General features: G+C 70.0%; 22 protein-coding genes. 9 read left to right on the top strand and 13 right to left on the bottom strand.

Annotated features, from left to right (window positions below):
- Positions 1-109 precede the first annotated feature (109 nt).
- The 8 genes from BJ958_RS03995 to BJ958_RS03960 form a co-directional block, all read right to left on the bottom strand.
- On the bottom strand, positions 110-1,096 hold the full coding sequence (locus tag BJ958_RS03995) for a glycine betaine ABC transporter substrate-binding protein (RefSeq protein WP_179725644.1): 987 nt from the start codon (positions 1,094-1,096) through the stop codon (positions 110-112).
- Positions 1,097-1,141: 45 nt separating this feature from the next.
- Positions 1,142-3,151 (bottom strand): ABC transporter permease subunit, encoded by a 2,010-nt coding sequence (locus BJ958_RS03990; protein ID WP_273516923.1) that lies wholly within the window; start codon positions 3,149-3,151, stop codon positions 1,142-1,144.
- On the bottom strand, positions 3,148-4,221 hold the full coding sequence (locus BJ958_RS03985; RefSeq protein WP_179725643.1) for a quaternary amine ABC transporter ATP-binding protein: 1,074 nt from the start codon (positions 4,219-4,221) through the stop codon (positions 3,148-3,150). Before BJ958_RS03985 ends, BJ958_RS03990 begins: the two co-directional genes overlap by 4 nt.
- Positions 4,218-5,942 carry a choline dehydrogenase gene (gene betA, locus BJ958_RS03980; protein WP_179725642.1) on the bottom strand — a complete coding sequence of 575 codons (1,725 nt, stop codon included), beginning with the start codon at positions 5,940-5,942 and terminating at the stop codon, positions 4,218-4,220. The genes BJ958_RS03985 and betA overlap by 4 nt, the downstream gene beginning before the upstream one ends.
- 16 nt (positions 5,943-5,958) lie before the next feature.
- The gene (locus BJ958_RS03975) at positions 5,959-7,437 is read right to left on the bottom strand and encodes an aldehyde dehydrogenase family protein (protein ID WP_179725641.1); all 1,479 of its coding nucleotides are present in this window, start codon (positions 7,435-7,437) and stop codon (positions 5,959-5,961) included.
- A gap of 126 nt (positions 7,438-7,563) precedes the next feature.
- On the bottom strand, positions 7,564-8,334 hold the full coding sequence (locus BJ958_RS03970; protein ID WP_179725640.1) for an IclR family transcriptional regulator: 771 nt from the start codon (positions 8,332-8,334) through the stop codon (positions 7,564-7,566).
- Positions 8,335-8,399: 65 nt separating this feature from the next.
- A complete protein-coding gene (gene purU / locus BJ958_RS03965; protein WP_425489744.1) occupies positions 8,400-9,344 on the bottom strand; it encodes a formyltetrahydrofolate deformylase in 945 nt (314 codons plus the stop codon).
- Positions 9,304-10,743, bottom strand: coding sequence for a trimethylamine methyltransferase family protein (locus BJ958_RS03960; protein ID WP_179725639.1), 1,440 nt, complete (start codon positions 10,741-10,743; stop codon positions 9,304-9,306). Before BJ958_RS03960 ends, purU begins: the two co-directional genes overlap by 41 nt.
- A gap of 119 nt (positions 10,744-10,862) precedes the next feature.
- On the opposite strand from BJ958_RS03960, the gene BJ958_RS03955 reads away from it, so the two are divergent.
- Genes BJ958_RS03955 through BJ958_RS03935 form a run of 5 tightly spaced genes read left to right on the top strand, consistent with a single transcriptional unit; the run spans position 10,863 to position 15,743 of the window.
- Positions 10,863-11,633: an IclR family transcriptional regulator gene (locus BJ958_RS03955; RefSeq protein ID WP_179725638.1), complete on the top strand. Its 771-nt coding sequence runs from the start codon at positions 10,863-10,865 to the stop codon at positions 11,631-11,633.
- Positions 11,630-12,295, top strand: coding sequence for a corrinoid protein (locus tag BJ958_RS03950; protein ID WP_179725637.1), 666 nt, complete (start codon positions 11,630-11,632; stop codon positions 12,293-12,295). The genes BJ958_RS03955 and BJ958_RS03950 overlap by 4 nt, the downstream gene beginning before the upstream one ends.
- Complete coding sequence (locus tag BJ958_RS03945; protein WP_179725636.1) at positions 12,292-13,167, top strand: dihydropteroate synthase; 876 nt, start codon at positions 12,292-12,294, stop codon at positions 13,165-13,167. The genes BJ958_RS03950 and BJ958_RS03945 overlap by 4 nt, the downstream gene beginning before the upstream one ends.
- Positions 13,168-13,174: 7 nt before the next feature.
- The gene (locus BJ958_RS03940; RefSeq protein WP_179725635.1) at positions 13,175-15,136 is read left to right on the top strand and encodes an ASKHA domain-containing protein; all 1,962 of its coding nucleotides are present in this window, start codon (positions 13,175-13,177) and stop codon (positions 15,134-15,136) included.
- Positions 15,137-15,140: 4 nt separating this feature from the next.
- On the top strand, positions 15,141-15,743 hold the full coding sequence (locus BJ958_RS03935) for a DUF1638 domain-containing protein (RefSeq protein ID WP_218865589.1): 603 nt from the start codon (positions 15,141-15,143) through the stop codon (positions 15,741-15,743).
- Here the strand turns inward: BJ958_RS03935 and BJ958_RS03930 are convergent.
- From BJ958_RS03930 to BJ958_RS03915, 4 genes are all read right to left on the bottom strand, one after another.
- On the bottom strand, positions 15,655-16,650 hold the full coding sequence (locus tag BJ958_RS03930; RefSeq protein ID WP_179725633.1) for a GlxA family transcriptional regulator: 996 nt from the start codon (positions 16,648-16,650) through the stop codon (positions 15,655-15,657). The two genes, BJ958_RS03935 and BJ958_RS03930, sit on opposite strands and share 89 nt — an antisense overlap.
- 267 nt (positions 16,651-16,917) lie before the next feature.
- Positions 16,918-17,760, bottom strand: coding sequence for a methylenetetrahydrofolate reductase (locus BJ958_RS03925; protein WP_179725632.1), 843 nt, complete (start codon positions 17,758-17,760; stop codon positions 16,918-16,920).
- Positions 17,760-19,415, bottom strand: a complete 1,656-nt coding sequence (locus BJ958_RS03920; protein WP_179725631.1) for a BCCT family transporter — start codon at positions 19,413-19,415, stop codon at positions 17,760-17,762. Before BJ958_RS03920 ends, BJ958_RS03925 begins: the two co-directional genes overlap by 1 nt.
- A 107-nt stretch (positions 19,416-19,522) precedes the next feature.
- On the bottom strand, positions 19,523-19,987 hold the full coding sequence (locus tag BJ958_RS03915; RefSeq protein ID WP_179725630.1) for an AsnC family transcriptional regulator: 465 nt from the start codon (positions 19,985-19,987) through the stop codon (positions 19,523-19,525).
- 146 nt (positions 19,988-20,133) lie between these two features.
- Here BJ958_RS03915 and BJ958_RS03910 point away from each other — a divergent pair, with 146 nt between their 5' ends.
- Genes BJ958_RS03910 through BJ958_RS03895 form a run of 4 tightly spaced genes read left to right on the top strand, consistent with a single transcriptional unit; the run spans position 20,134 to position 24,084 of the window.
- Entirely contained in the window at positions 20,134-21,300 is a 1,167-nt protein-coding gene (locus BJ958_RS03910) for an extracellular solute-binding protein (protein WP_179725629.1), read from the top strand.
- Positions 21,284-22,417 (top strand): ABC transporter ATP-binding protein, encoded by a 1,134-nt coding sequence (locus BJ958_RS03905; RefSeq protein ID WP_179725628.1) that lies wholly within the window; start codon positions 21,284-21,286, stop codon positions 22,415-22,417. The genes BJ958_RS03910 and BJ958_RS03905 overlap by 17 nt, the downstream gene beginning before the upstream one ends.
- Before the next feature lie 3 nt (positions 22,418-22,420).
- Entirely contained in the window at positions 22,421-23,269 is an 849-nt protein-coding gene (locus BJ958_RS03900; protein WP_179725627.1) for an ABC transporter permease, read from the top strand.
- On the top strand, positions 23,266-24,084 hold the full coding sequence (locus tag BJ958_RS03895) for an ABC transporter permease (RefSeq protein WP_179725626.1): 819 nt from the start codon (positions 23,266-23,268) through the stop codon (positions 24,082-24,084). The genes BJ958_RS03900 and BJ958_RS03895 overlap by 4 nt, the downstream gene beginning before the upstream one ends.
- Before the next feature lie 124 nt (positions 24,085-24,208).
- On the opposite strand, the gene BJ958_RS03890 is transcribed toward BJ958_RS03895, so the two are convergent.
- A complete protein-coding gene (locus tag BJ958_RS03890) occupies positions 24,209-25,603 on the bottom strand; it encodes an aspartate aminotransferase family protein (protein WP_343052557.1) in 1,395 nt (464 codons plus the stop codon).
- Positions 25,604-25,624: the final 21 nt, after the last annotated feature.

Here is a 25,624-nt window from a genome sequence, read left to right as displayed (position 1 = left end):
ATCACGCAACTCAATGCGCTATGCGAGACAGATCCAGAATCGCCTGCGCCCGGCCGGGTGTCAATGCCCAGCCGGGCGCAGGATCGTCGTGTCGCAGGTCAGCGTGTGGTCACTGGAGCCAGGCGTCGACCTTGTCCTGGTTGTCCGCGATCCACTTGTCCGCGGCCTCCTCGGGCTTCATGTCGTCCTCGGCGATGTACTTGGCGACCTGGTTCTGGTCGTCGTTGGTCCACTTGAAGTTGGTCACCAGGTCGACGCCCGGACCGCCCTCCTTCTGCCACGAGGTCGAGACGACCTTCTTCAGCTGGGTCTCCGGGTAGTCGCAGGCGACCTTGGCCGGGACGTCCTGGCAGCCGTCCTCGTACGGCGGCAGCGCCACCTTCTCCAGCGGGACCTCGGCGAAGAGCCACTGGGGCTCGTAGAAGTAGCCGATCAGGAACTCCTTGTTCTTCTCGGCCTGCTGGAAGGCGGTGATGCTGGCTGCCTCGCTGCCGGAGAAGACCACCTTGAAGTCCAGCTTGAGGTTGCTGATGATCGCCTCGTCGAACTGCACGTACGACGGGTCCGCACCCAGGAACTGGCCCTTGCCTCCCGACTCGGAGGTGGCGAACTCCTTGGCGTACTTGTTGAGGTTCTTCCACTCCAGGATGTCGGGGTGCTCCTTGGCGAGCCACGGCGGGACGTACCAGCCGATGATGCCGACGTTGCCGTTCGGACCGAGGTCCGTCGCGCTCCCGTCGCCCTGGTCGGCGAAGAACTTCTTCTCGAGGTCGGGGTGGCCCCAGTCCTCGATCACGACGTCGACCTCGCCGGTGCCGAAGCCCTGCCAGGACACGTCCTCCTTGAGCTCCTTGTAGTTGACCTTGCAGCCGAGCTGCTGGCTCGCCACGCGACCCACGACGTAGCTGCTGGCCTCGTCGCCGACCCACGGGTTGACCGCGATGTTGAGCTCGCCGCAGTCACCGGCGCTTCCGGCCTTGGACTCGTTGGCCTTGGTCTGCTCGTCGATCGTGCCGCCGCCACAGGCGGCGAGCAGGATCGCCACGGACGCCGCAACCGAGGTGAGGCCGGTCGCCCTCCAACTGATGTGTCGCACTCTTTCTCCTTGGTTGTCGTGTCGGACGTGTTGCGTGCTGGGGCACTACCGGCCGGCCGGGGCGCCGGAGCGGTGCGCAGCCGCCCGGGCGATCCGGTCGACCATGATCCCGAGCAGGACGATGCTGATGCCGGCTGCCGCTCCCTTGCCCCACTCCTCGGACCGCGCGAAGCCGAGCACGACGTCGTAGCCCAGCGCGCCGGCGCCGACCAGGCCGCCGATGACGGCCATGGCCAGGACGTAGAGCAGGCCCTGGTTGGCCGCGAGCACCAGGGAGGGGCGCGCCATCGGGAGCTGCACCTTGACGATCTCCTGCCAGCGGGTCGACCCGGTCGAGCGTCCCGCCTCGATCGTCGAGGGCGACACGGCACGCACCCCGTCGGCGACCAGCTTGATCGCGACCGGCGCCGCGTAGACGACGCCCGCGACGATGGCGGTGAACCGGGTCGGGCCGAACAGCGCCAGGACGGGGATCAGGTAGACGAACGGCGGGATGGTCTGCCCGGCGTCGAGGGTCGGGCGGAGCACGACGTCGACGGCCCGGCTGCGCGCCATGGCGACGCCGAGGACCACGGCCAGCAGCATCACCAGGACGGTGCCGACCAGTGTCATGTTGAGGGTCACCATCGCGTCGTGCCAGAGACCGAAGTAGAGCAGGCCGCCGATGCAGACCACGGTCGGCACCATGGCCCGGATCCCGCCGAAGACCACCGCCAGCGCGAGCAGGGCGCCGGCGGCCAGCCACCACGGCGACTCGGCCAGCAGCGACTGCAACGGGTCGAGGAGCACCGAGCTGATCAGGTCCTTGAAGCCCTGGGTGAAGCCGCGGAAGGTGTCGGTGAACCACTCGAAGAAGCCGTCGACGCCGTCGGCGACCTTCGGCGTCCACCCGAGGTCGTCGAACTCGGCCGCCCAGGGGTAGGTGCGGGAGACGTAGAGCGCGACGAGCACCGGCACCGCGGCCGCGGCCAGGACGATCCGGCGGCGCCCCAGGTCGAGCCCGCCGCGCGCTGCCTTCTCGGAGTACTCGCTGGCCGCGGTCGTCGAGCGGTCGAGCATCACCGCCATCACGACGATCAGGGCTCCCGGGACGAAGGCGCCGCCGACGTCGTTCTTGACCAGCGCGTCGAGCACCGGCTGGCCCAGGCCCGGGCCGTCGACGTACGACGCGATGGTGGCCATCGACAGCGCGGCCATGATCGTCTGGTTGAGGCCCACGACGATGGTCTTGCGGGCCATCGGCAGCTGCACCTTCGTCAGCCGCTGCCACCAGGTCTGGCCCGCCGAGTCGGTCGCCTCGATCGTCGTCGTGGACACGTTGCGGATGCCGTGGCCGGCGATGCGGATGATCGGCGGCAGCGCGTAGACCAGGGTGCACACGACCGCGCCCGCGGCGCCGATGCCGAAGAACAGCACGATCGGCAGCAGGTAGACGAAGGTCGGCATCGTCTGGAAGACGTCGAGCACGGTGTTGGTCACGGCGTTCACGGCGCGGTTGCCGGTGCCGACCAGCACCGCGAGCGGCATCCCGATCAGCACCGAGACGCCGACCGCGACGAAGGTGACGATCAGCAGGTCGATGGCGTCGGACCAGTAGCCGAACGCACCGAAGGAGACGAACGAGAGCGCCACCAGCACGGCGATCCGCCAGCCGGCGACGGCCAGCCCGACCCACGTCGCGACCGCGGTCACCCCCAGCCAACCGATCTGGGGCACCGGGCGCGGGAAGTCGGGGATGGACACCAGGCGCTGGAACCAGTCGACCACCGAGGTGAACCACGCACCGATGTCGTAGGTGAACTGGATGACCGGGTTGTCGGCGCGACCGGCCAGGACGTCGTCGCGGAAGCCGCCGAGCGCGGTCTGGACGTCGGTGTGCTCGCGGCCGGCGGGCGTCAGGGTGTGGGTGCCCTTGGTCAGCGCCCAGACGACCACCCAGAGCACCACCACCCCGAGCGCCCAGGCCCACCGGGGCACGCTGTCGAGGGCGTTGCGGCCGCCCGGCGGGCCGGGGGCCGGCTGCGCGGGTGCGGAGGGGCTGAGCGTCGCGGTCACTGGTCTGCCTGTTCCTCCGCGACCACGACCCGCAGGATCGCGTCGTCGTCCACGATCCCGATGAGGCGCTCACCGTCGACCACCCGGACGGGATGCTCGGAGGCCAGCGCGGCCTTCGCCGCCTGCCGGACGATGGTGTCGCAGGACATCACCGGTCCGTCCATCGAGTCATCGGGCCGCGGCTCGCGCATCACCCACTTCAGGGTGAGGACGTGGGAGCGGGGCACCTCGGAGACGAAGTCGCGCACGTAGTCGTCGACGGGGGCACCCACGACCTCGTCGGGCGCGCCGACCTGCACGATCTCGCCGTCGCGCATGATCAGGATCCGGTCGCCGAGCTTGAGCGCCTCCTGCAGGTCGTGGGTGATGAAGACCATCGTCTTGCGCAGGTCCCGGTGGAGCCGGATCACCTCGTTCTGCATGTCCCGGCGGATCAGCGGGTCGAGGGCGGAGAACGGCTCGTCGAACAGCAGGATGCTCGGGTCGCCCGCGAGGGCGCGGGCCAGGCCCACGCGCTGCTGCATGCCGCCGGAGAGCTGGTCGGGGTAGGAGTGCGAGAACCCGTCGAGCCCGACCAGGGACACGACCTCCTCCGCCTTGGCCCGGCGCTCCTTCTTCTTCATGCCGCGGATCTCGAGCCCGTAGGCGATGTTGTCGATCACCTGGCGGTGCGGCAGCAGCCCGAAGTGCTGGAAGACCATCGAGACCCGGTTGCGGCGCAGGTCGCGCAGCTGGGCGTCGGAGGCGGTCGTGACGTCGATGCCGTCGATCAGCACCGAGCCCGCGGTCGGCTCGATCAACCGGGTCAGGCAGCGGACCAGGGTCGACTTCCCCGACCCCGAGAGCCCCATCACGACGAAGACCTCGCCCGGCGCCACCTCGAAGGACACGTCCTTGACGCCCGCGACGCAGCCCGTCTTCGCCTTCAGCTCGGCGCGCGAGAGCTGCGCGTCCGGCGTACCGATGATCCGGTCGGCGCGAGGGCCGAAGATCTTCCACAGGTTGCGCACCGACAGTGCGCTGTCGGCGGACGTCGCGGTCGCGGTGTCCTTCTCGGTCGCCACGCTCATCTGTGCTCCTCACGGTTGCGGCTGTCGCCGGGTGGATGCAGTGGCATGTCGTCGCGGTAGCGGTAGTAGGGCACGTCGAGCGCCGGCAGCGGCGTGTTGCCCGCGATGAGGTCCGCGGCCTTCTCGGCCACCATCATCACCGGGGCGTAGATGTTGCCGTTGGTGACGTACGGGAACACCGAGGCGTCGACGACCCGCAGCCCCTCGGTGCCGTGGACCCGCATCGACGTCGGGTCGACCACCGCCATCTCGTCGATGCCCATCTTCGCCGTGCACGACGGGTGCAGCGCCGTCTCGGCGTCGGCCCGCACCCAGTCGAGGATCTCCTCGTCGGTCTCCACCGACGGTCCGGGCGACAGCTCTCCGTCGTTGTACGGCGCGAAGGCGGGCTGGTTGAGAATGTCGCGGGCCACCCGCACCGCCTCGACCCACTCCTTGCGGTCGGTCGGCGTGGAGAGGTAGTTGAACTGCAGGCTCGGGTGGACCCGCGGGTCCCTGCTCCTGATCCGCACCCAGCCGCGGGTGTCGGCGTACATCGGGCCGATGTGGACCTGGTAGCCGTGCGCGCCCTTCTCGAGGTTCTCCGGCGCCGATCCGTCGTAGCGGATCGCGATGGGCAGGAAGTGGAACATCAGGTTCGGGTAGTCCACCTCGTCGTTGCTGCGGCAGAAGCCGCCGCCCTCGAAGTGGTTGGTCGCGCCGAGCCCGCTGCGGTGGAAGAGCCACTGGTAGCCGATCCGGGGCCGCTCGCGCAGGCGCAGGCCGGGGGCGATCGAGACCGGTTGCTTCGACGCGTACTGGATGTATACCTCGAGGTGGTCCTGGAGGTTCTCCCCCACCCCGGGCAGGTGGTGGACGACCGGGACCCCGTGGCGGCGCAGCAGGGACTCGTCACCGATCCCCGAGAGCTGCAGCAGCTGCGGGGTGTTGATCGCGCCGCCACACAGGATGACCTCGCCGGCGCTCACCGTGTGAACGCGCCGGGCCTGCGAGTAGTCCACCCCGACGGCCCGCTTGCCCTCGAAGTTCACCTTCGTGACGAAGGCGTAGGTCTTGACCGTGAGGTTGGCGCGGCTCCTGACCGGGTGCAGGTAGGCCCGGGCGGCCGACCAGCGCCGGCCGCGGTAGACGTTGCGGTCGAAGCGGGCGAAGCCCTCCTGCCGGTAGCCGTTGACGTCGTCGGTCAGCGGGTAGCCCGCCTCCTGCGCGGCCGCGAAGAACGCGGCGAAGAGCGGGTTCCGCGCCGGGCCCTGCTCCAGCCGGAGCGGGCCGTCGCCGCCGCGCCAGTCGTCGGCGCCCACACTGCCGTCGACGAGGTAGCGGGTCTCCATCCGCTTGAAGTAGGGCAGGCAGTGCAGGTAGTCCCAGGTCTCCATGCCGGGGTCGCGCGCCCACCGCTCGTAGTCCATCGGGTTGCCCCGCTGGAAGATCATCCCGTTGATGCTGCTCGACCCGCCGAGGACCTTGCCCCGGGCGTGGAACACCCGCCGACCGCCCATGTGCGGCTCGGGGTCGGTCTCGTACTTCCAGTCGTAGAGCCTGTTGCCGATCGGGATCGGCAGCGCCGCCGGCATGTGGATGAACGGGTCGATCCGGTAGTCGGAGCGGCCTGCCTCCAGCACCAGCACCGTGGTGCCCGGGTCGGCCGAGAGCCGGTTGGCCAGGGCGCAGCCCGCGGAGCCTCCGCCCACGATCACGTAGTCGTACCGCTCCGCACCCATCTGTGCTCCGTCCCGTCTATCCGGCGAACCAGCGCTGCTCGGCCGGTCGGATGTTGTGCCACACGTGCTTGGTCTCGCGGTACTCCTCCAGCCCCGCCAGACCGAGCTCGCGGCCGGTGCCGGACTGCTTGAAGCCGCCCCACTCCGCCTGCGGGACGTACGGGTGGTAGTCGTTGATCCACACGGTGCCCATCCGCAGACGACCGGCGACCCGCTGCCCCTTGCCGGCGTCCTGGGTCCACACCGCGCCGGCCAGGCCGTAGATGCTGTCGTTGGCGATCCGGACGGCCTCGTCCTCGTCGGTGAACGTCTCGACCGTCAGCACCGGGCCGAACGACTCGTCCTGGGTGACGGACATGTCGCTGCGGCAGCCGTCGAGCACGGTGGGCAGGTAGTAGTAACCGTCGGCCAGCTCCGGCTGCTCGGCGTCGTCGGGGCGCCGGCCGCCGCAGCGCAGCACGGCTCCCTCGGCGAGCCCTGCGGCGACGTACGCCTCCACCTTGTCGCGGTGCGCCGCACTGGTCAGCGGCCCGGTCTCGGCCTTGTCGTCGAACGGGCCGCCCAGCCGGATCCGGCCCGCCCGGTCGACCAGGGCGTCGACGAAGGAGTCGTGGACGGACTCCTCGACGAGCAGCCGGGCGCCGGCCGAGCACACCTGCCCGGAGTGCAGGAAGACCGCCGTGAGGGCGAAGTCGAGGGCGACCTCCAGGTCGGCGTCGGCGAACACGATGTTGGGGTTCTTGCCGCCCAGCTCCAGGGCCACCTTCTTGACGGTGCCGGCGGCGGCTGCCATCAGGCGCCGCCCGGTGGCCAGGCCGCCGGTGAAGGAGACCAGGTCGACGCGCGGGTCCTCGGCCAGCGGCGCGCCGGCGTCCGGCCCGGCACCGAGGACCAGGTTGCCCACCCCGGCCGGGAGCCCGGCCTCGGTGAGCAGGCGCATCAGGTGGATCGCGGTGTGGGGCGTCAGCTCGCTGGGCTTGAGCACGAAGGTGTTGCCGGCCGCGAGGCAGGGCGCGACCTTCCAGGCGACCTGCAGCAGCGGGTAGTTCCAGGGGGCGATCAGTCCGCACACCCCGACCGGCTCGTGCACGATCCGGCTGACGACGTCGGGGTTCCCGGTGTCGACCACGCGGCCGGCCTCCTCGGCGGCGATCCGGCCGTAGTGGCGGAAGACGCCGACGATGTCGTCGATGTCGTACTCCGACTCGACCAGGCGCTTGCCGGTGTCGAGCGACTCCATCCGCGCCAGCGCGGCCTTGTCGCGCACCAGCAGGTCGGCCACCCGCAGGAGCAGGTCGCCCCGCTCGCGGGCCGACGTGCCCGGCCACGGACCGGTGTGGAAGGCCCGGTGGGCGGCGGCGACGGCGGCGCGGGTGTCGTCGGCGGTTGCCTCGTCGACCTCGCCGACCAGCGAGCCGTCCGCGGGGCAGCGGATCTCCCGGCGGCCGCCAGCGGCAGGGGCACACCACTCCCCGTCGACGAACAGATCCGGCACAGTGGCACCCCGCTCTTGGAATGGTGTTGCGTATCACGCACTTCGCTTCTCGTTGCGCAACGCTCTGAGAATGCTGCGATCCCGTGCTCCCGTCAAGGACCCGATGTGATCCAGTTCACCCGCTGCTCACTCCCGCCAGCTCCAGCCCAGGCGGTGGGAGATCTCCTCGGCGGCAGCGAGGCACTGCGGGATCACCGCCTCCAGCCGCTCCGACGAGAGCCGGAAGGTGGGACCGGAGACGCTGATCGAGGCGATGATGTCGCCGTGGGCGTTGCGGATCGGCGCGGCCACGGCCGTGAGGCCGACCTCGAGCTCGTCGATCGCCAGGGAGTAGCCCTGCTCGCGGATCGTCTCCAGCTCCTTGCGCAGCTGGGCCTTGCTGGTGATGGTCGCCGGTGTGAACCGGGCCAATGCGCCGAGCGCCTCGGCCAGCTGCTCGGGCGTCAGCTCGCTGAGCAGCACCTTGCCGTTGCTCGTCGCGTGCAGCGGGATGTGCTGCCCCACCCAGTTGTGGGACTGGAGCGCGGAGGAGCCCGCGACCTGGTCGAGGTAGAGCGCGGCGTGCTCGGCGCGCACCGTGAGGTTGACCGTCTCCCCCGTGTCGGCCGCCAGCTGCCGGGTGATCGGGCGCGCCTCCTGCACCAGGTCCAGCCGGGCCGTCGTGGCGCCGGCCAGCCGGAGCAGGCCCACGCCGAGCGAGTAGCGCCCCCGGTCACCCGCCTGCTCGACGAGCCGGTGCGCCTCGAGCGTGGAGACCAGGCGGAACGCCGTCGACTTGTGGACCTCGAGCTCGGCGGCGATCTCGGTGACGCCGGCCGTGCCCAGCCGGGCCAGGACCTCCAGGATGGTCAGCGCCCGGTCGACAGACTGCACGGTCGCTGCCTCGCTGTTGCTCATGGCGCAACGATATGCCCCATGCGGCACACGTCAACGGACCTGCGTCGCGGTCGGCCCGGCCCGGGTCAGCGGAACACCACCGTGCGGTGGCCGTTGAGCAGGACCCGGGACTCCGCGTGCCAGCGCACCGCGCGCGAGAGCACCTGGGCCTCGACGTCGCGGCCGGCGGTCACCAGCTGGTCCTGGTTGAAGCCGTGGTCGACCCGGACGACGTCCTGCTCGATGATCGGGCCCTCGTCGAGGTCGGCGGTGACGTAGTGCGCGGTCGCCCCGACCAGCTTCACGCCCCGGTCGAAGGCCTGGTGGTAGGGCTTGGCGCCCTTGAAGCTCGGCAGGAACGAGTGATGGATGTTGATGGCCCGCCCGCTCAGCTCGGTGCACATCCGGTCGGAGAGCACCTGCATGTAGCGCGCCAGCACGACCAGGTCGATGTCGTGCAGGGCGATCAGCTCGCGCAGCTGGTCCTCGGCCTTCTCCTTGGTGTCGGCGGTGACCGGGATGTGCACGAACTCCAGCCCGTGGGCGCGCGCCAGGGGCTCCGCGTCGAGGTGGTTGGACACGACGACGGGGATCTCGATCTGGAGCGACCCGGTGCTGTGGCGGAAGAGCAGGTCGTTGAGGCAGTGCAGGTGCTTCGAGACCATGATCAGCGTGCGGTAGGGCGCCTTCGCGTCCCACAGCTCGAAGGACATCTCGAACCGCTCGGCGACCTCGGCGAAGTCGGCGCGCAGCTCGTCTGCGCTCACGCCCTCGCCCGCCACGACGAAGTCGAGCCGCATGAAGAAGGTGCCCGTGATCTGGTCACCGAACTGCTGGCTCTCGATGATGTTGCCGCCGTGGGCCACCAGGAAGCCGGACACGGCGTGCACCACGCCCGGCCGGTCGGGACAGGTGAGCACCAGGACGAAGTCGCCGGCCGGGGCGCTGGCGAGGCCCCCCACGCGCTCGCTCACCCGCGCCGTCACCCCCTCAGTCACCGAGCTCGGCCCGGCGCCGTACGACGTACTCACGCAGCTCCTCCTCGATCGCCGCGTCCAGCGGCGGCGCCTCGTACTCCTCGAGCTTCTTGCGGTAGATCTCCTCGGCGCGGGTGTTCGCGTCCTTCCCACCACCGCGCATCCACCGCTCGTAGTTCTCCGACGACGACAGCAGCGGCCGGTAGAAGCAGGTGCGGAAGCGCTCCATCGTGTGCATCGCGCCGAGGAAGTGTCCGCCGTGCCCGACCTCCTCGTGGGCCCCGAACGCCATCGACTCCTCGTCGATCTCCAGGGGGGTGAACTCGGCCTGCATCATCTGCAGCAGCTCGATGTCGACGATGAACTTCTCGTAGCCGGCGACCAGGCCGCCCTCCAGCCACCCGGCGGAGTGCATCACCCAGTTCGCCCCGGCCAGGAACGTCGGCAGCATCGTCATCAGCGCCTCGTAGCCGGCCTGCGCATCGGCCACCTGCGACGACGTCAGGCCGCCACCGGTGCGGAACGGGAGCCCGAAGTGCCGGGCGATCTGGCCGGTGCACAGCAGGCCCAGGCCCGACTCGGGCGTCCCGAAGGTCGGCGAGCCCGACTGCATGTCGATGTTGGACAGGAAGGACCCGAAGATCACCGGGGTGCCGGGCCGGATCAGCTGGGACAGCGCGATGCCGGAGAGCGCCTCGACGATCTGCTGCACCAGAGCGGCGGGGATCGTCACCGGCGACATCGCACCCATCAGGATGAACGGTGTCAGCACGACGGGCTGCCCGGCGCCGGAGTACTCGAACTGCGCCTCCAGCATGCGGTCGTCCCAGCGCAGTGGTGAGTTGCAGTTGATCAGCGAGATGGTCGCGGGCGTCTCCTCGATCGCCTCGCGCGAGCCGAACAGGATCGAGGTCATCGCCAGCGTGTCGGCGGCGTTGACGCCCGAGACGACGTTGCCCATGTAGACCTTGTCGGTCAGCGTCTGCAGGGCGAGCGTCATGTCGAGGTGGCGGCTGTCGAGCGGCGTGTCGTTGGGCTCGCAGATGACGCCGCCGGCGGAGTCGAGGACCGGGAACGACTGGGCCAGCTTGGTGAAGCTCGTGAAGTCGTCCATGGTCGCGTCACGCCGGACCTCGCCCTGACGGACGAAGGGTGGGCCGTAGACGGCACCGAAGGCCATCGAGTCGCCGCCGATGTGGATGTTGTGGGCCGGGTTGCGGGCCTGGACGTCGAACTCCGCCGGCGCCTTCGCGACCTGCTCGAGGACGAAGTCCGGGTCGAGGAAGACGGTGTGGCCCTCGACCCGCTGCCCCGCCTTGCGGAACAGCTCCAGCGCGCGCTCGTCCATGAACTCGACGCCGATCTCGGTCATCAGCCTGCGCCAGCCCTTGTCGAGGGTGGCCATCGCCTCGGCGGAGAGCACCTCGTAGCGCGGCATCCGGTTCTGGAACATCAAGCCTCCTAGTGGTCCTTGACCGGGAATCCTTCGGCATCCTAGCCTCATGATATGGAAACTGAGTTCCACATCATGGAACTCTTCGGCAGCGAATGGAACCCCCCGGTGAGCATCCGATGAGCACGCCCCCGAACACGGGCACGCAGGCGGTGGACCGCGCCGCCCTGCTCGTCGCCACGGTGGTGCGCGCGGACGAGGCGCTGACCTTCGCGGACCTGCAGGAGATCTGCGGGCTGCCCAAGTCGACGACCTCGCGGATGCTGGCGGCCCTCGAGCGCACCGAGCTGCTCGAGCGCAACGCCGCCGGGTCCTACGTCGCCGGTCCCCTGTTCTGGTTGTACGCCGCCCGCCACGACCCGTGGGAGGAGCTGGTCCGGCTGGCCCGGTCCACGATGGACAAGGTCGGCGCCGACACCGGCGAGACCGTGCACCTCTCGGTGTGCCGCGGCGACCGGGTCGTGCAGGTCGCGCAGGTCGACTCGACCTACCTGCTCGGCACGCGTGACTGGACCACGGTCGACGTGCCCGCGCACACCTCGGCGCTCGGCAAGGTGCTGCTGGCGCACGGCGTCGTGGACCTGCCTGCCGGCGAGCTCGACCAGCCGACGCCGCACACGATCACCGACCGCGACGCCCTGCGTCGCGAGCTCGCCCAGGTGGTCCGCCGCGGGTGGGCCGGCACCGTGGACGAGCTCGAGATCGGGCTGTCCGGCATCGCCGCGCCGGTGCGCGGCAGCAGTGGAGACGTGGTGGCGGCACTCGGCATCTCGGGCCCCACCCCGCGCCTGCTCGAGCGGCGCGACGAGATCGGACGACAGTTGAGCGACCGGGCGGAGCAGCTATCCGGGCTGCTGCGGCGGCACACGCGCAAGGAGGGCGTGGCATGACCCCAGAAGAGATCCTGCAGGGCCTGTACGACGAGACGCTGGTCGGCAACGGTCCGCGCGTGCTGGAGCTGACCAACGACGGGCTCGCGCTCGACATGGAGCCCCAGACACTCCTCTTCGACGCGCTGATCCCGTCGCTCGAGGAGGTGGGCGCCCGCTTCGAGCGCGGCGACTTCTTCGTGCCCGAGATGCTCATCGCCGGCCGGGCGATGGCCGGGGCCATGGAGCGGTTGCGTCCGCTGCTCGCCGAGACCGGTGTCGAGACGATCGGCAAGTTCTTGATGGGCACCGTCAAGGGCGACGTCCACGACATCGGCAAGAACCTCGTCAACATCATGCTGGAGGGCGCCGGGTTCGAGGTGATCGACCTGGGGGTCCAGGTGGCGCCGGAGAAGTTCGTCGCCGCGATCGAGGAGCACCAGCCCGACATCGTCGGGTTCTCGGCCTTCCTCACCACCACGATGCCGATGTTCAAGGCCAACATGAACGCGCTCGAGAAGGCCGGGATCCGCAACGACGTCATCGTCATGGTCGGCGGTGCGCCGGTCACCCAGGAGTACGCCGACGCGGTCGGCGCCGACGGGTACGCCGCCGACGCCTCGCAGACCGTCAAGCGCGCCAAGGCGCTGCTGCACGAGAAGCGCGCGACGGTCCCCGCATGAGCGCCCCCCGTCTCGAGACCCGGCTGCGCTCTGCCACGCAGGAGGTGGTGATCGGGCACGACACCCGCTTCTGCCTGATCGGCGAGCGGATCAACCCGACCGGGCGCCGGATCTTCCAGGAGCAGCTGCGCGCCGGCGACCTCTCCGCGATCGAGCGCGACGTCCAGGCCCAGGTCGAGGGCGGCGCCGACGTCCTCGACGTCAACATGGGCGTGCCGCTCACCGACGAGGCCGACCTGCTCGCCAAGGCGATCACGATGGTCCAGAAGCTCACCGACAAGCCGATCTGCATCGACTCCTCCGTCGTCGAGGCGCTCGAGGCCGGGCTGGCGGTCTACCAGGGCCGGGCGCTGGTCAACTCGATCACCGCCGAGGACGACCGGATGGCGCAGATCCTGCCCCTGGTCAAGAAGTACGACGCCGCGATCATCGCCCTGCCCAACGACGAGGACGAGATCCCGATGGAGGTCGAGAAGCGGGTCGAGCTGACCCGCAAGATCGTCCAGGTCGCGACCACGGAGTACGGCATCGCCCAGGCCGACATCGTCATCGACCCGCTCGCGATGCCGATCGGTGCCGACGGGACGGTCGCGCTGACGTTCTTCGAGACGGTGCGGCGCATCCGCGACGAGTTCGGCGTCAACATGACCTGCGGCGCCTCGAACGTCTCCTTCGGCATGCCCTCGCGGCACGCCCTGGGCGCGGCGTTCCTCCCGATGGCCATGCAGGCCGGTCTGACGTCGGCGATCATGGACACCCGCACCCCGCAGATCGTCGAGGCGGTCAAGGCCGCCGACGTGCTGCTCGGCCACGACGAGTGGGGTGGCGCGTGGATCGCCGCGCACCGCGCCCGGCAGGCGGCCACCGCGTGAGGCACGGATGACCTCCGACTCCGACCCGCCGGGCCCGGACTTCTCGCTCGACCACGTCGGCCGCGAGGGGCTGATGGCCAGCCCCGGGACGGAGCTGGTGACCCACGACGGCACCGGCCGGGTCGAGCTGTCGTTCACCGTCGAGGACGCCGGCGGCGCCCCGCCCACGCAGCGCAGCGTGCGGGTGCCGCCCGGCGTGACGGTGTTCGACTCCGCGTCCTGGAACGGCATCGCCATCGACTCCACCTGCGGTGGCCACGGCACCTGCCACAAGTGCAAGGTGCGCGTCGACACCGCCACGCCCATCTCGCGCCACGACGTCCGCACCTTCAGCCGCGACCAGCTGGACGCGGGTTGGCGGCTGGCGTGCCTGGTCCAGGCCACCCGCGACCTCAAGGTCGAGGTACCGCCGCTCACGACGCGCCCGAAGGCCGCGACCGTGGGCGTCGGTCGCCAGGTGATCCTGCGCCCCGCGGTGCAGAAGAGGTACGTCGAGCTGGCGGAGCCGGACCTGTCCGACCAGCGCACCGACATCGACCGGCTGCTCGCCGCGATCGACGACCTCGCCCCGCAGCCGGACCTGCACGCGCTGCGCCGGCTGCCCCAGGTGCTCCGGGCGGCGGACTGGAAGGTCACCGCGGTCGTCGTCGACGAGGTCCTCGTCGACGTCGAGCCCGGCGACACCACCGCCCAGCGCTACGCGATCGCGTTCGACCTCGGCACCACCACCGTGGTCGCGACCCTGCTCGACGTCGCCCTCGGCACGCCCGTCGGCGTCGCGTCCATGCTCAACAGGCAGCAGCCCTACGGCGGCGACGTGATCACCCGGATCAGCGCGACCATGCTCGACCCGGAGGCGCTGCCCCGGCTGCAGCAGGCGGCGGCCGCGACGCTCGCCGAGCTGGCCGCGCAGGTCTGCCGCGAGGGCGGGGTCGACCCGCAGCACGTCTACGAGGTGGCGATCGCCGGCAACGCCACGATGACGGCCCTGGTGCTCGGCATCGACCCGGAGCCGCTCGGCGTCGCCCCCTTCGTGATGTCCACGGCCCAGCCGCCGACGATGCTGGCCAGCGACGTGGGTCTCGAGCTCCACCCGCGGGCGCGGGCGGTGTTCTTCCCGGCGCTCGGTGCGTACGTCGGTGGCGACATCGTGGCCGGGATGCTCGCCACCGGCATGGACCGCGACAAGCGGACCCGGCTGTTCATCGACGTCGGCACCAACTGCGAGCTCGTCGTCAGCGACGGCGACCGGATCCTGTCGACCGCCGCCCCGGCCGGCCCGGCCTTCGAGGGTGGTGCGATCCGGTGCGGCATGCGTGCCGCCGACGGCGCCATCGAGGTGATCAAGCTCGGCTCGACGCCCGAGGACGCCGTCCAGCTCGGCGTGATCGGCGACGTCGAGCCGAAGGGCCTGTGCGGCTCCGGCCTCGTCGACGCGGTGGCCGAGCTGGTGCGCGTGGGCCTGCTGGACGCCTCGGGCCGGTTCGTGCCGGACGAGCAGGCGCCCGAGGTGGCGCCGGCTCTGGCCGACCGGCTGACCAGGATCGGTGAGGAGCGGGTCTTCGTGCTGCACCGTCCGCACGCGGGCGCCATGCCCGAGGAGTGCGTGGTGCTCTCGCAGCGTGACGTCCGCGAGCTCCAGTTCGCGAAGGCCGCGATCTCGACCGGCTGGACGCTGCTGCTCGAGGAGCTCGGACTTGAGCACCGCGACGTCCAGCAGGTGCTGATGGCCGGCTCGTTCGGCAGCTACATCTCCCCCGCGTCCGCGGTCCGGATCGGGCTGGTCCCGAAGCTGCCGGTGCTCCGCATCGTCTCCGCCGGCAACGTCGCCGGCGAAGGGGCGAAGATGGCCCTGCTGTCCGTGCGCGAACGGGCGGGCGCGGCGGCGCTGTTGCAGGAGGTGACCTATGTCGAGCTCTCGGACCGCCCGGACTTCAACGACCGGTTCGTCGACCAGCTCGCCTTCTGACGGGGTGGACCTGATCGCCTGCGGCGCGCTCGCCCAGCCCGCGGCCGAGATCGCCGCACGCCACGGCTGGCCACTCACGGTGCACCCGCTCCCCCCGCTGCTGCACAACCAGCCGCACCTGATCGCCGGGGAGGTCCGCCCGCTCGCCGAGCGGCTGCTGGCACAGGGCCGTCGGGTGGCGATCGGGTACGCCGACTGCGGAACCTACGGCGCCCTCGACGCCGTGTGCGCCGAGCTCGGCATCGATCGGTTGCCCGGGCTGCACTGCTACGACGTCATCGCCGGGCCCGAGCGGCTGGCGCGGATGTTCGAGGAGCAGCCCGGCACCTACGTGCTCACCGACTTCCTGGTCCGCTCCTTCGCCCGCACCGTCGTGCGCGAGCTCGGCCTGGACCGCTACCCCGAGCTGCGCAGCGACTACTTCGGCTCCTACACCCGCGTCGTGTGGCTCGCCGAGCAGCCCGACGACGAGCTGCGGCGGCTCGCCGAGGAGGCCGCGGGCGTGCTCGGGCTGCCGCTCACCGTGGTCGACGCCGGGCAGTCGGGCCTGGAGTCGGCCCTGGCCCGTCTCGTCCTGCGAAGCGGAGCCGGTAGCGACCGGGGGTGACCCCGACGTCGGAGATGAAGCCGGCCCGGAAGGTCGCGGGCGAGTAGTAGCCGGCGTCGTGGCTGATCCGGTCGAGGGACAGGTCGGTCGTCTCCAGCAGCCGCTTCGCGATCGCGATCCGCTCGGCAGCCACCCAGCGCATCGGGGTGGTGCCGATGTCGCGCTGGAAGCGGCGGGCGAGCGTGCGGGGCGAGACGGCGGCCGCCCCGGCGAGCCGCTCGAGGGTGATGTCCTCCTGCAGGTGGGCGTGCACCCAGGTGCGCAGCTCGTCGAGCCAGTGGGCCTGCTCGGTCAGCGGCTCGGCGGCGACGTACTGCGCCTGGTCGCCGTCGCGGTGGGCGGCGATCACGAGGTTGCGCGCGATCGTGTTGGCCGCCTGCTGCCCGTGGTCGGTCCGGATCAGGTACAGGCACAGGTCGAGACCGGCCGCCGAGCCGGCGCTGGTGAGCACCCCGTCGTCGACGTAGATCGCGCGCGCGTCCACGTCGACCGCGGGGTACCGGCGCTGCAGGAGGTCGGCCCAGCGCCAGTGGGTCGTGGCCCGGTGGCCGTCGAGGACACCCGCCTCGGCCAGGGCGAAGGCGCCGGTGCACAGCGAGACCATGCGCACGCCGGCGGCCGCGGCCTGCCGCAGCGCACGCACCAGAGCCGGGTTCGCGGGCTCGTCCGGACGGATCGCCGGGACCAGCACGGTGCCGGCCTCGGCGAGCGCGGCGAGCGGTCGGCGCGGCACCAGTCGGGAGCCGCCGTGGACGCGCACGCCACGGAGGTCGCCGTGGAGGGCGACGTCGTAGAGCGGGCTCGCGTCCCGGTCCCAGTCGTAGCCCAGCGCCTCGAGCGGCATCCCGATCTCGAAGAGCGTCATGCCGTCGACGACCGGGATGGCGATCGACCGTCGCGACGACATGGCAAGAAACTATCATTTGTTGTCGATCTTGCCACTACTGGGTGCCGCCCCGCCGGCGGATCGTTGAGGGCATGACCACACACCGGCCCCCCGCACCGTCCACTGCCCTGCGAACCGTGTGGCGGGTGGTGCTCGAGATCGCCCACGGCGTCGACGCCGGCGCCCTCGTCGCTCACGGGCGCCCCGTGCCGCCGGACCATCCGGCTCGGCGCCGCCGGCTCGACCACGAGGAGGTCGAGCGGCGCCTGGCCGAGCTCTACCCGAGGCTCAGCCGTCGAGACGGGCCAGCCAGTCCTGGCGCCACCTCTCCGTCTCGGCGACCTGGTTGAACGTGTAGAGGTGCAGGCCGCTGACCCGCATCAGCGGGTCGCCGAGGGTCGGCGCACACTTCTCCACGAACGACTCCCCCGTGAACCCGCCCGGTGCGACCAGACGGGTCATCAGCCCCTTCTGCTTGGCCAGGAAGCGGGTCGAGTCGCCGACGCCGATCTTGGTGGCCATGCCGAGCAGCTTGGCCCGGTCGACCGGGCCCGGCACGCCGAGCAGGAGCGGCAGCTCGACGCCGCGTCGTCGTACGCGTTGTAGCCAGTCCTTGATCACCGCCGGGTCGAAGGTGAGGTTGCTGACGATGTAGGTCGCGTGCTTGCGCTTGTCCCACATCGACTGCACCGTCAGGTCGTCGTGGATCTTCGGGTGGCTCTCGGGATAGCCGGTCACGCCGACGTGCGCGAAGGGGCTGCCGATCGCGGTGAGGTCCTCCAGCAGCGAGACCGCGTCGTGGTAGTCACCGACCGGGTCGGCGTCGCCGCCGGGCACGAAGACGTTGGTGATCCCGGCGGCAGTGAGCCGGTCGACCAGCTCGACCAGCTCGGCGCGGCCACTCACCATCCGGGCCGCCAGGTGCGGGACGACGGTGTAGCCGGCTGCGGCCAGCCGCTCCGCGGTGCCGACGGTGCGCTCGAGCCCCATCGACGGCGAGGCGGTGACGGTCAGCGGGACCTCGGTGGGGACCGCCTCGAGGACCTTCGCCTCGATCGTGGCCGTCGGGAGGATCTCGTAGCGGGCGTTGCCGAGCAACCGGCGGACGGTGGCCCGGTCCTGGGCGCGCATCACAGGACCTCCTTCTCGGGGGCCGGGTCGGCGCCCAGGCTGGCCAGGGCGACCGTCTGGTGCTCGACCAGGTCGTACTTCTGCGCATGCAGGACCGCTCGGCGCACCCGGGCGGGCAGCGTCGACTCGTAGGGCTCGGCCCGCAGGGACTTCACCAGGGACACGCACATCGCCACGATCACCAGCATGAAGGGCCCGGCCACGATGATCACCAGCGTCTGCAGGGCACCCAGCCCTCCGGACCACAGCAGGATCGACGCGACGGCGCCCTGGGCGACGCCCCAGAAGACGACCAGCCAGCGCTTCGGCTCCTCCTCCCCGTGCTGGCTCAGCATCCCCATCACGATCGAGGCGGAGTCCGCGCCGGTGATGAAGAAGATGGCGATCAGGAAGACCGCCAGGACCACGGTGACCGAGGCGATCGGGTACTCGCGCAGGGTCGTGAACAGGGCGCTCTCGCTGCCCTCCTTCGCCAGCACCGCGCCGAGGTCACGCGCACCGCTCAGCTGGACGTCGAAGGCGGACCCGGCCATGATCGAGAACCACACGAACGAGACCAGGCTCGGGACCGCGATCACGTAGATCACGAACTCGCGGATCGTGCGGCCCTTCGAGATCCGGGCGATGAACATGCCGACGAAGGGCGTCCACGAGACCCACCAGGCCCAGTAGAAGATCGTCCATCCGCTGATGAACGCGTCGCCGCCGAACGCCCCGGTGCGGAAGGACATCGCCGGCAGGTGCGTGAGGTAGCCGCCCAGCGACTCGGTGAACGTGTTCATGATGAACACCGTCGGCCCCACGACGAAGAGGAAGAAGACGAGCAGCACGGCGGCGACGGCGTTGGCGTTCGAGAGCAGCTGCACGCCCTTCTCGACGCCGCTCACCGCCGAGGCCACGAAGCACACGGTCAGGAACGCGATCACGCCGACGGTGAGCCACTTGGACTCCCCCGAGCCGAGCACGTCGTCGAGACCGCCCGTGATCTGCAGGGCACCGAGGCCGAGCGAGGTGGCCGAGCCGAACAGGGTGGCGAAGATCGCGATCACGTCGATCGCCTTGCCCGGGCCCTCGCTCGCCCGGCGCCCGAGCAGCGGCCCGAAGGCACCGGACACGAGGTTGCCGGCGCCCTTGCGGTAGGCGAAGTAGCCGATGGCCAGCCCGATCACGGCGTACATCGACCACGGGTGGAGGCCCCAGTGGAAGAACGCGTACTCCATCGCGGTGCGGGCCGCCTCGGGCGAGCCCGCCTCGGCGCGGCCGGGCGGGGTGCTGCCGGGGTCGGTCGAGGTGAGGTAGGTCAGCGGCTCGGCGACGCCCCAGAACATCAGGCCGATCCCCATGCCGGTGGCGAACATCATCGACACCCACGAGAACGTCGAGAACTCGGGCGTCGAGTCGTCCGGGCCGAGCCTGATGTTGCCGTACCGGGTGACGGCGAGATAGCAGGAGAGCATGAGGAACCCTGCGCTGACGAGCACGAACATCCAGCCGAAGTCGTCGGTGATCCAGGTGAGCACCTTGCTCGTGCCGGTGGTCATCGAGTCGGAGTCCACGGCGCCCCAGAGCAGGAAGGCGAGGACGAGGGCGGCCGCGACACCGAAGGTGATCCGGTCCAGTGGCGCGGTCGACTTCTCCGGGGTCACTTCGGCCATGATCGCCCTCCCGTGAGGCACCAGTGGTTGCGTCATCCGCAACCTGGTTCGAATAGCGCAACCACCATGCGCCGGTGACCCGGCTCACGTCAAGGAATTGACGCGACTCAGCGCACGCCCCACGAGTAGGTCTGCTTGCGCAGCTTGAGGTAGAGCAGGGTCTCGGTGCTCAGCACGCCGGGGATGGTCCGGATCCGGCGCGAGATGATCTCGAGCAGGTGCTCGTCGCTCTCCGCGACGACCTCGGCGAGGAGGTCGAACGAGCCGGCGGTGATCACGACGTAGTCGACCTCGGTGAACTCGGCGAGCGCGTCCGCGATCGGCTCCAGCTCGCCGGTCGCGCGGATCCCGATCATCGCCTGGCGGGCGAAGCCGATCTCCGTGGGGTCGGTGACCGCCACGACCTGCATCACGCCGCTGTCGACGAGCCGCTGGACCCGCTGGCGCACGGCCGCCTCGGAGAGGCCGACCGCCTTGCCGATGGCGGCGTACGAGCGTCGGCCGTCCTCCTGGAGCTCGGCGATGATGGCCTTCGAGACGTCGTCGAGGGGCGGTGACTTCGGCTTGGACACGAGCCGATCCTCACAGGGCCAGCCCCTGCGGTGCAACACTCACGTACGGATTCCGTTGCAATCCGGTTAATCGGCTTCGGAATCACTTGTCTTGTGACGTGGGTCATGCCACGATCGGCACGTTCTGTTCTGGGGAGGTGCAATCGGTGGTCAATGCCCGTCTGAGTCGCAGGGCGGCACTTCGAGGGGGTGCCGGAGTCCTGCTCGGCGGCGCCAGTCTCGGCGTGCTGCCGCTGTTCGGCACTCCTGACCGCAAGCAGGATCCCGCCTCCTGCCGGACCCGCGACCTGTCGTCGTCCGACAAGCGGCTGGTCGTGTCCAACTGGCCGGGCTACATCGACGAGGACGACGGCGACTACACCTCGACGCTCACCGAGTTCGAGAAGAAGACCGGCATCAAGGTCAGCTACACCGCCGACGTCAACGACAACCTCGAGTTCTTCGCCAAGGTCGTCAACCAGCTCGGCTCGTGCCAGTCCTCGAAGCGCGACATGTTCGTGCTCACCGACTGGATGGCGGCCCGGATGATCCAGGTCGGGTGGATCCAGCCGCTCGACAAGGCGAAGGTCCCCAACGTCCACGCGAACCTGATCGACTCGCTGCAGCACGTCGGCTGGGACCCGGACCGCACGTACTCCGCGCCCTGGCAGAGCGGCCTGACCGGCATCGCCTACAACAAGTCGAAGGTCAAGGAGGTGCGCTCCTTCGAGGAGCTGCTCACCCGCTCCGACCTGCGCGGCCGGATCTCGCTGCTCACCGAGATGCGCGACACGATGGGCCTGATCATGCTGACCGAGGGCGCCGACCCGGCGAACTTCGACCAGGACGACTGGGACAACGCCATCGACCGGTTGCGCAAGGCCCGCAACGACGGCCAGGTCCGGGCCTTCACCGGCAACGACTACATCCAGGACCTCTCCGCAGGGAACATCCTGGCCTGCGAGGCCTGGTCCGGCGACGTGGCGGCCGCCGAGGACGAGAACCTCGTCTTCGTCTCGCCCGAGGAGGGCCAGATGATCTGGTCCGACAACATGCTGGTCCCCAACCTCGCGAGCCACCAGGGCAACGCCGAGGAGTGGATCAACTACTACTACGAGCCCGAAGTGGCCGCGAAGCTCGCGGCGTACGTCTGGTACATCTGCCCCGTCAAGGGCGCCCAGGAGGCGATGGAGAAGGTCGACCCGAGCCTCGTTGACAACCAGCTGATCTTCCCGTCCGCCGAGTCGCTGAAGACGATGCACTCGTTCATGGCCCTCGAGGAGTTCCAGATCCGCGCCTACGAAGGAGATTTCGCCGATGTCATTGGCGGCTGACAACGGCCGGAGTCTCCGGCTCACCGCGCTCACCAAGGAGTTCGCCACCTTCACGGCCGTGCGCTCCCTCGACCTCGAGGTCCCCGCCGGCAGCTTCTTCGCGCTGCTCGGCCCGTCCGGCTGTGGCAAGACCACGACGCTGCGCATGGTCGCCGGGCTCGAGGTGCCCACCTCCGGCACGATCCACCTCGGCGACGACGAGATCACCTACGAGAAGCCGTACCGCCGCCCGGTCAACACGGTCTTCCAGAACTACGCGCTCTTCCCGCACCTCGACATCCACGAGAACGTCGCCTTCGGCCTGCGCCGGCGCAAGGTCAAGGACGTCGACCAGCAGGTGAAGGAGATGCTCGCGCTGGTCGAGCTCGAGTCGCAGGCCAGCAAGAAGCCGCCGCAGATGTCCGGTGGCCAGCAGCAGCGCGTCGCCCTGGCCCGGGCACTGATCAACCGGCCCGAGGTGCTGCTGCTCGACGAGCCGCTCGGCGCCCTCGACCTCAAGCTGCGCCGGTCGATGCAGATCGAGCTCAAGCGGATCCAGACCGAGGTCGGCCTCACCTTCGTGCACGTCACGCACGACCAGGAGGAGGCGATGACGATGGCCGACACGATCGCCGTCATGAACGGCGGCGTGATCGAGCAGATGGGCTCCCCCGCCGAGCTGTACGAGAACCCGCGCACCACCTTCGTCGCCAACTTCCTGGGCCAGTCGAACCTGGTCGCCGGCACCGTCGCCAGCGCCGACGGGGACGTCGTACGCGTCGACATGCACGGCATCCAGGTCTCCATCCCGGCTGAGCGCGCGCACACCCGCGCCGGCGACGGCTGGGTCGGCATCCGGCCCGAGAAGGTGCTCATCGCGCCGGCCGGCGAGCCGATCGACGCCCCCGGCAACCACATGACCGGCGGCATCATCACCGACGTCAGCTTCGTCGGCGTCAGCACCCAGTACCTCGTGATGATGCCGTGGGGCCAGGAGCTGATGTCCTTCGAGCAGAACACCGGCCGGCGCGCCGTGCTCGAGAAGGGCACCAAGGTCGACGTGTCCTGGCGACCCGAGTTCGCGTTCCTGCTGCCCGCCAGCCAGGACGTGAACGCCGGCGTCATCGAGGAGGCCTAGACCATGCGGCGGGGACGCTTCACCGGCTACTGGCTGATGCTGCCCGCGGGCCTGTGGCTCGCGCTGTTCTTCGTGATCCCGTTCTACTCGCTGCTCGCGACCAGCCTCTTCGACCCGAAGGGCTCGGTGCTGACCGGGTACGACGTGGACTACCGGTTCGCGAACTTCGTCGACGCGCTCGACGAGTTCTGGGAGCCGCTCTTCCGCTCGCTGTGGTACGCCGCCGCGGCCACGGCGATCTGCCTCGTGCTGGGCTACGTGCTGGCGTACGCGATCGCGTTCAAGGCCGGCCGGTGGCGCAACCTACTGCTGGTGCTGGTGATCGCGCCGTTCTTCACCAGCTTCCTGGTGCGCACCCTGTCGTGGAAGCTGATCCTCGCCGACGACGGGTTCGTCGTGGACACCCTGCAGTTCCTGCACGTGCTCGGGGACGACGGCCGGCTGCTCGCCACGCCGGTCGCCGTGATCGCGGGCCTGGTCTACAACTTCCTGCCGTTCATGGTGCTGCCGCTGTACGCCAGCCTCGAGAAGATCGACGGCCGGCTGATCGAGGCGGCGAGCGACCTCTACGCCTCCCCCACCCGCGGCTTCCTCAAGGTGACCCTGCCGCTGTCCAAGCCGGGCGTCGTGGCGGGCACGCTGCTGACCTTCATCCCGGCTGCCGGCGACTACATCAACGCAGCGCTGCTGGGCAGCCCCAACCAGCGCATGGTCGGCAACGTGATCCAGAACCTGTTCACCAGCACCGGTGACTACGCCACCGCCGGCGCCCTCTCGGTGATCCTGATGGCGATCATCGTCGCGATGGTCATGGTCTACATCCGCACCGCCGGGACGGAGGAGCTCGTATGAACGGGGTGCAGCGCGCCGGCCGGTGGATCGGCGAGCACCTGGTGCTGGCAGCCGGGCTGCTGGTGCTGGTCTACATGTTCGTGCCGATCGCCGTCGTGATGCTGATGAGCTTCAACGACAACAGCAAGTCCCGCAACGTCTACGCGTTCCGCGACTTCACCTGGAGCAACTGGGCCAACCCGTGCCGTCCGGACGGGATGTGCTCGGCGGTCGTGCGCAGCATCGAGATCGGCCTGCTCGCCACCCTCGTGGCCACCCTGCTCGGCACCCTCGCGGCGTTCGCCCTCGTGCGGCACGACTTCGTCGGCCGCTCGGTCGCCAACACGGTGATCTTCCTGCCGATGGCCTCCCCCGAGATCGTGATGGGATCCTCGCTGCTCGCCCTGTTCGTCGCGGGCGGCTTCGGCGGCCGGCTGGGCTTCTGGACGATCTTCATCGCCCACGTGATGTTCTGCCTGTCGTTCGTCATCGTGACCGTCAAGGCGCGGTTGTCCGGCCTCGACGAGAACCTCGAGCAGGCTGCGATGGACCTCTACGCCAGCGAGTGGACGACCTTCTGGCGGGTGACCTTCCCGCTGGTTTTCCCCGGCATCGCCGCCGCGGCGCTGCTGAGCTTCTCGCTGTCGTTCGACGACTTCATCATCACGAACCTCAACGCCGGCCAGACGGTCACCTTCCCGATGTTCGTGTGGGGCGTCGCCCAGCGCGGCATCCCGATGCAGGTCAACGTGGTCGGCACGGTCATGTTCTTGATCTCACTGTTCCTGGTGCTCACCAACATGCTGCTCACCCGCCGCCGCGCGGCCGCCTCCTGAGCTCCTCGAACAGCTCCTGAGCTCCTCGAACAGCCCGAGCCAGGCATGACGAAGCGGCGGCCGGGACCCCCACCGTCCCCGACCGCCGCCTGTGTGGTGGCAGCGCTGCTGCGCGTCCCCGCGGTTACAGCAGCCCCGCCGCCTCGGTGAGGACGGCGCGGAGCTTCTGCTCCATCTCGTCGAAGTGCTCCTGGCCGCAGATCAGCGGCGGCGAGAGCTGGATGACCGGGTCGCCCCGGTCGTCGGCACGGCAGTAGAGGCCGGCGTCGTACAGGGCCTTGGAGAGGAAGCCGCGCAGCAGGCGCTCGGACTCGTCCTCGTCGAAGGTCTCCTTGGTGGCCTTGTCCTTGACGAGCTCGATGCCGTAGAAGAAGCCGTCGCCGCGGACGTCGCCGACGATGGGCAGGTCGAGCAGCTTCTCCAGGGTGCCGCGGAAGGCACCCTCGCGCTCGCGGACGCCCTCGTTGATCTTCTCGTCCTCGAAGATCTCCATGTTCTTCAGCGCCACCGCCGTGGAGACCGGGTGGCCGCCGAAGGTGTAGCCGTGCAGGAAGGTCTCGGTGCCGTGGGCGAACGGCTCGTAGACCCGGTCGCTGGCGATCATCGTGCCGAGCGGCGAGTAGCCGGAGGTGAGGCCCTTGGCCGAGGTGATGATGTCGGGCTGGTAGCCGTAGCGCTCGGCACCGAACATGTGGCCCAGGCGGCCGTAGGCGCAGATGACCTCGTCGGAGACCAGCAGCACGTCGTACTGGTCGCAGATCTCGCGCACCCGCTGGAAGTATCCGGGCGGCGGCGGGAAGCAGCCGCCGGCGTTCTGGACCGGCTCGAGGAAGACGGCGGCGACCGTGTCGGCGCCCTCGTTCTCGATGGCGACGGCGATCTGGTCGGCGGCCCAGCGGCCGAAGGCCTCGGGGTCGGAGCCGTCGAGGAAGCCACCGGTGATCTCGGAGGCCCGGTAGGCGTTGGTGTTCGGCACCCGGAAGGTCGAGGGCACGAGCGGCTCGAACGGGGCCTTGAGGCCCGGCAGGCCGGTGATGGACAACGCACCCTGGGTGGTGCCGTGATACGCGATGGCGCGGCTGATGACCTTGTGCTTGCCCGGCTTCCCGACGAGCTTGAAGTAGTTCTTGGCGAGCTTCCAGGCGGACTCGACCGCCTCGCCGCCACCGGAGGTGAAGAACACCCGGTTGAGGTCGCCGGGCGCGTAGCCCGCGATCTTCTCCGCGAGCTCGATGGCCGTCGGGTGGGCGTAGGACCACAGCGGGAAGAAGGCGAGCTCGGAGGCCTGCTTGGCCGCCACCTCGGCGAGGTCGGTGCGCCCGTGGCCGAGCTGGCTCACGAAGAGACCACCGAGGGCGTCGAGGTACTTGCGTCCCTGGGCGTCCCACACGTAGGCACCGTCACCGCGCACGATGATCGGCACGTCGGCCGTGTCGTACGACGACATGCGGGTGAAGTGCATCCACAGGTGCTCCCGCGCGGACTTCTGGAGGGCGTCATGCGCCGTTGCGTCTACCACCCGACCATCTTGACTCCCATT

Source organism: Nocardioides kongjuensis (assembly GCF_013409625.1).
GTDB lineage: Bacteria > Actinomycetota > Actinomycetes > Propionibacteriales > Nocardioidaceae > Nocardioides > Nocardioides kongjuensis.
Note: the sequence above shows the minus strand (reverse complement) of the source record. Positions and strands in the feature narration are given on the sequence as shown.

Excerpts from the sequence above, each read along its gene's own strand:
- BJ958_RS03955 (WP_179725638.1), top strand. The coding sequence starts at position 10,863 with ATGAGCACGCCCCCGAACACGGGCACGCAGGCGGTGGACCGCGCCGCC.
- BJ958_RS03905 (WP_179725628.1), top strand. The coding sequence starts at position 21,284 with ATGTCATTGGCGGCTGACAACGGCCGGAGTCTCCGGCTCACCGCGCTC.
- BJ958_RS03945 (WP_179725636.1), top strand. The coding sequence starts at position 12,292 with ATGAGCGCCCCCCGTCTCGAGACCCGGCTGCGCTCTGCCACGCAGGAG.
- BJ958_RS03920 (WP_179725631.1), bottom strand. The coding sequence starts at position 19,415 with ATGGCCGAAGTGACCCCGGAGAAGTCGACCGCGCCACTGGACCGGATC.
- BJ958_RS03970 (WP_179725640.1), bottom strand. The coding sequence starts at position 8,334 with ATGAGCAACAGCGAGGCAGCGACCGTGCAGTCTGTCGACCGGGCGCTG.
- BJ958_RS03900 (WP_179725627.1), top strand. The coding sequence starts at position 22,421 with ATGCGGCGGGGACGCTTCACCGGCTACTGGCTGATGCTGCCCGCGGGC.
- BJ958_RS03930 (WP_179725633.1), bottom strand. The coding sequence starts at position 16,650 with ATGTCGTCGCGACGGTCGATCGCCATCCCGGTCGTCGACGGCATGACG.
- BJ958_RS03925 (WP_179725632.1), bottom strand. The coding sequence starts at position 17,760 with ATGCGCGCCCAGGACCGGGCCACCGTCCGCCGGTTGCTCGGCAACGCC.
- BJ958_RS03960 (WP_179725639.1), bottom strand. The coding sequence starts at position 10,743 with ATGTTCCAGAACCGGATGCCGCGCTACGAGGTGCTCTCCGCCGAGGCG.
- BJ958_RS03950 (WP_179725637.1), top strand. The coding sequence starts at position 11,630 with ATGACCCCAGAAGAGATCCTGCAGGGCCTGTACGACGAGACGCTGGTC.
- BJ958_RS03985 (WP_179725643.1), bottom strand. The coding sequence starts at position 4,221 with ATGAGCGTGGCGACCGAGAAGGACACCGCGACCGCGACGTCCGCCGAC.
- BJ958_RS03895 (WP_179725626.1), top strand. The coding sequence starts at position 23,266 with ATGAACGGGGTGCAGCGCGCCGGCCGGTGGATCGGCGAGCACCTGGTG.
- betA (WP_179725642.1), bottom strand. The coding sequence starts at position 5,942 with ATGGGTGCGGAGCGGTACGACTACGTGATCGTGGGCGGAGGCTCCGCG.
- BJ958_RS03940 (WP_179725635.1), top strand. The coding sequence starts at position 13,175 with ATGACCTCCGACTCCGACCCGCCGGGCCCGGACTTCTCGCTCGACCAC.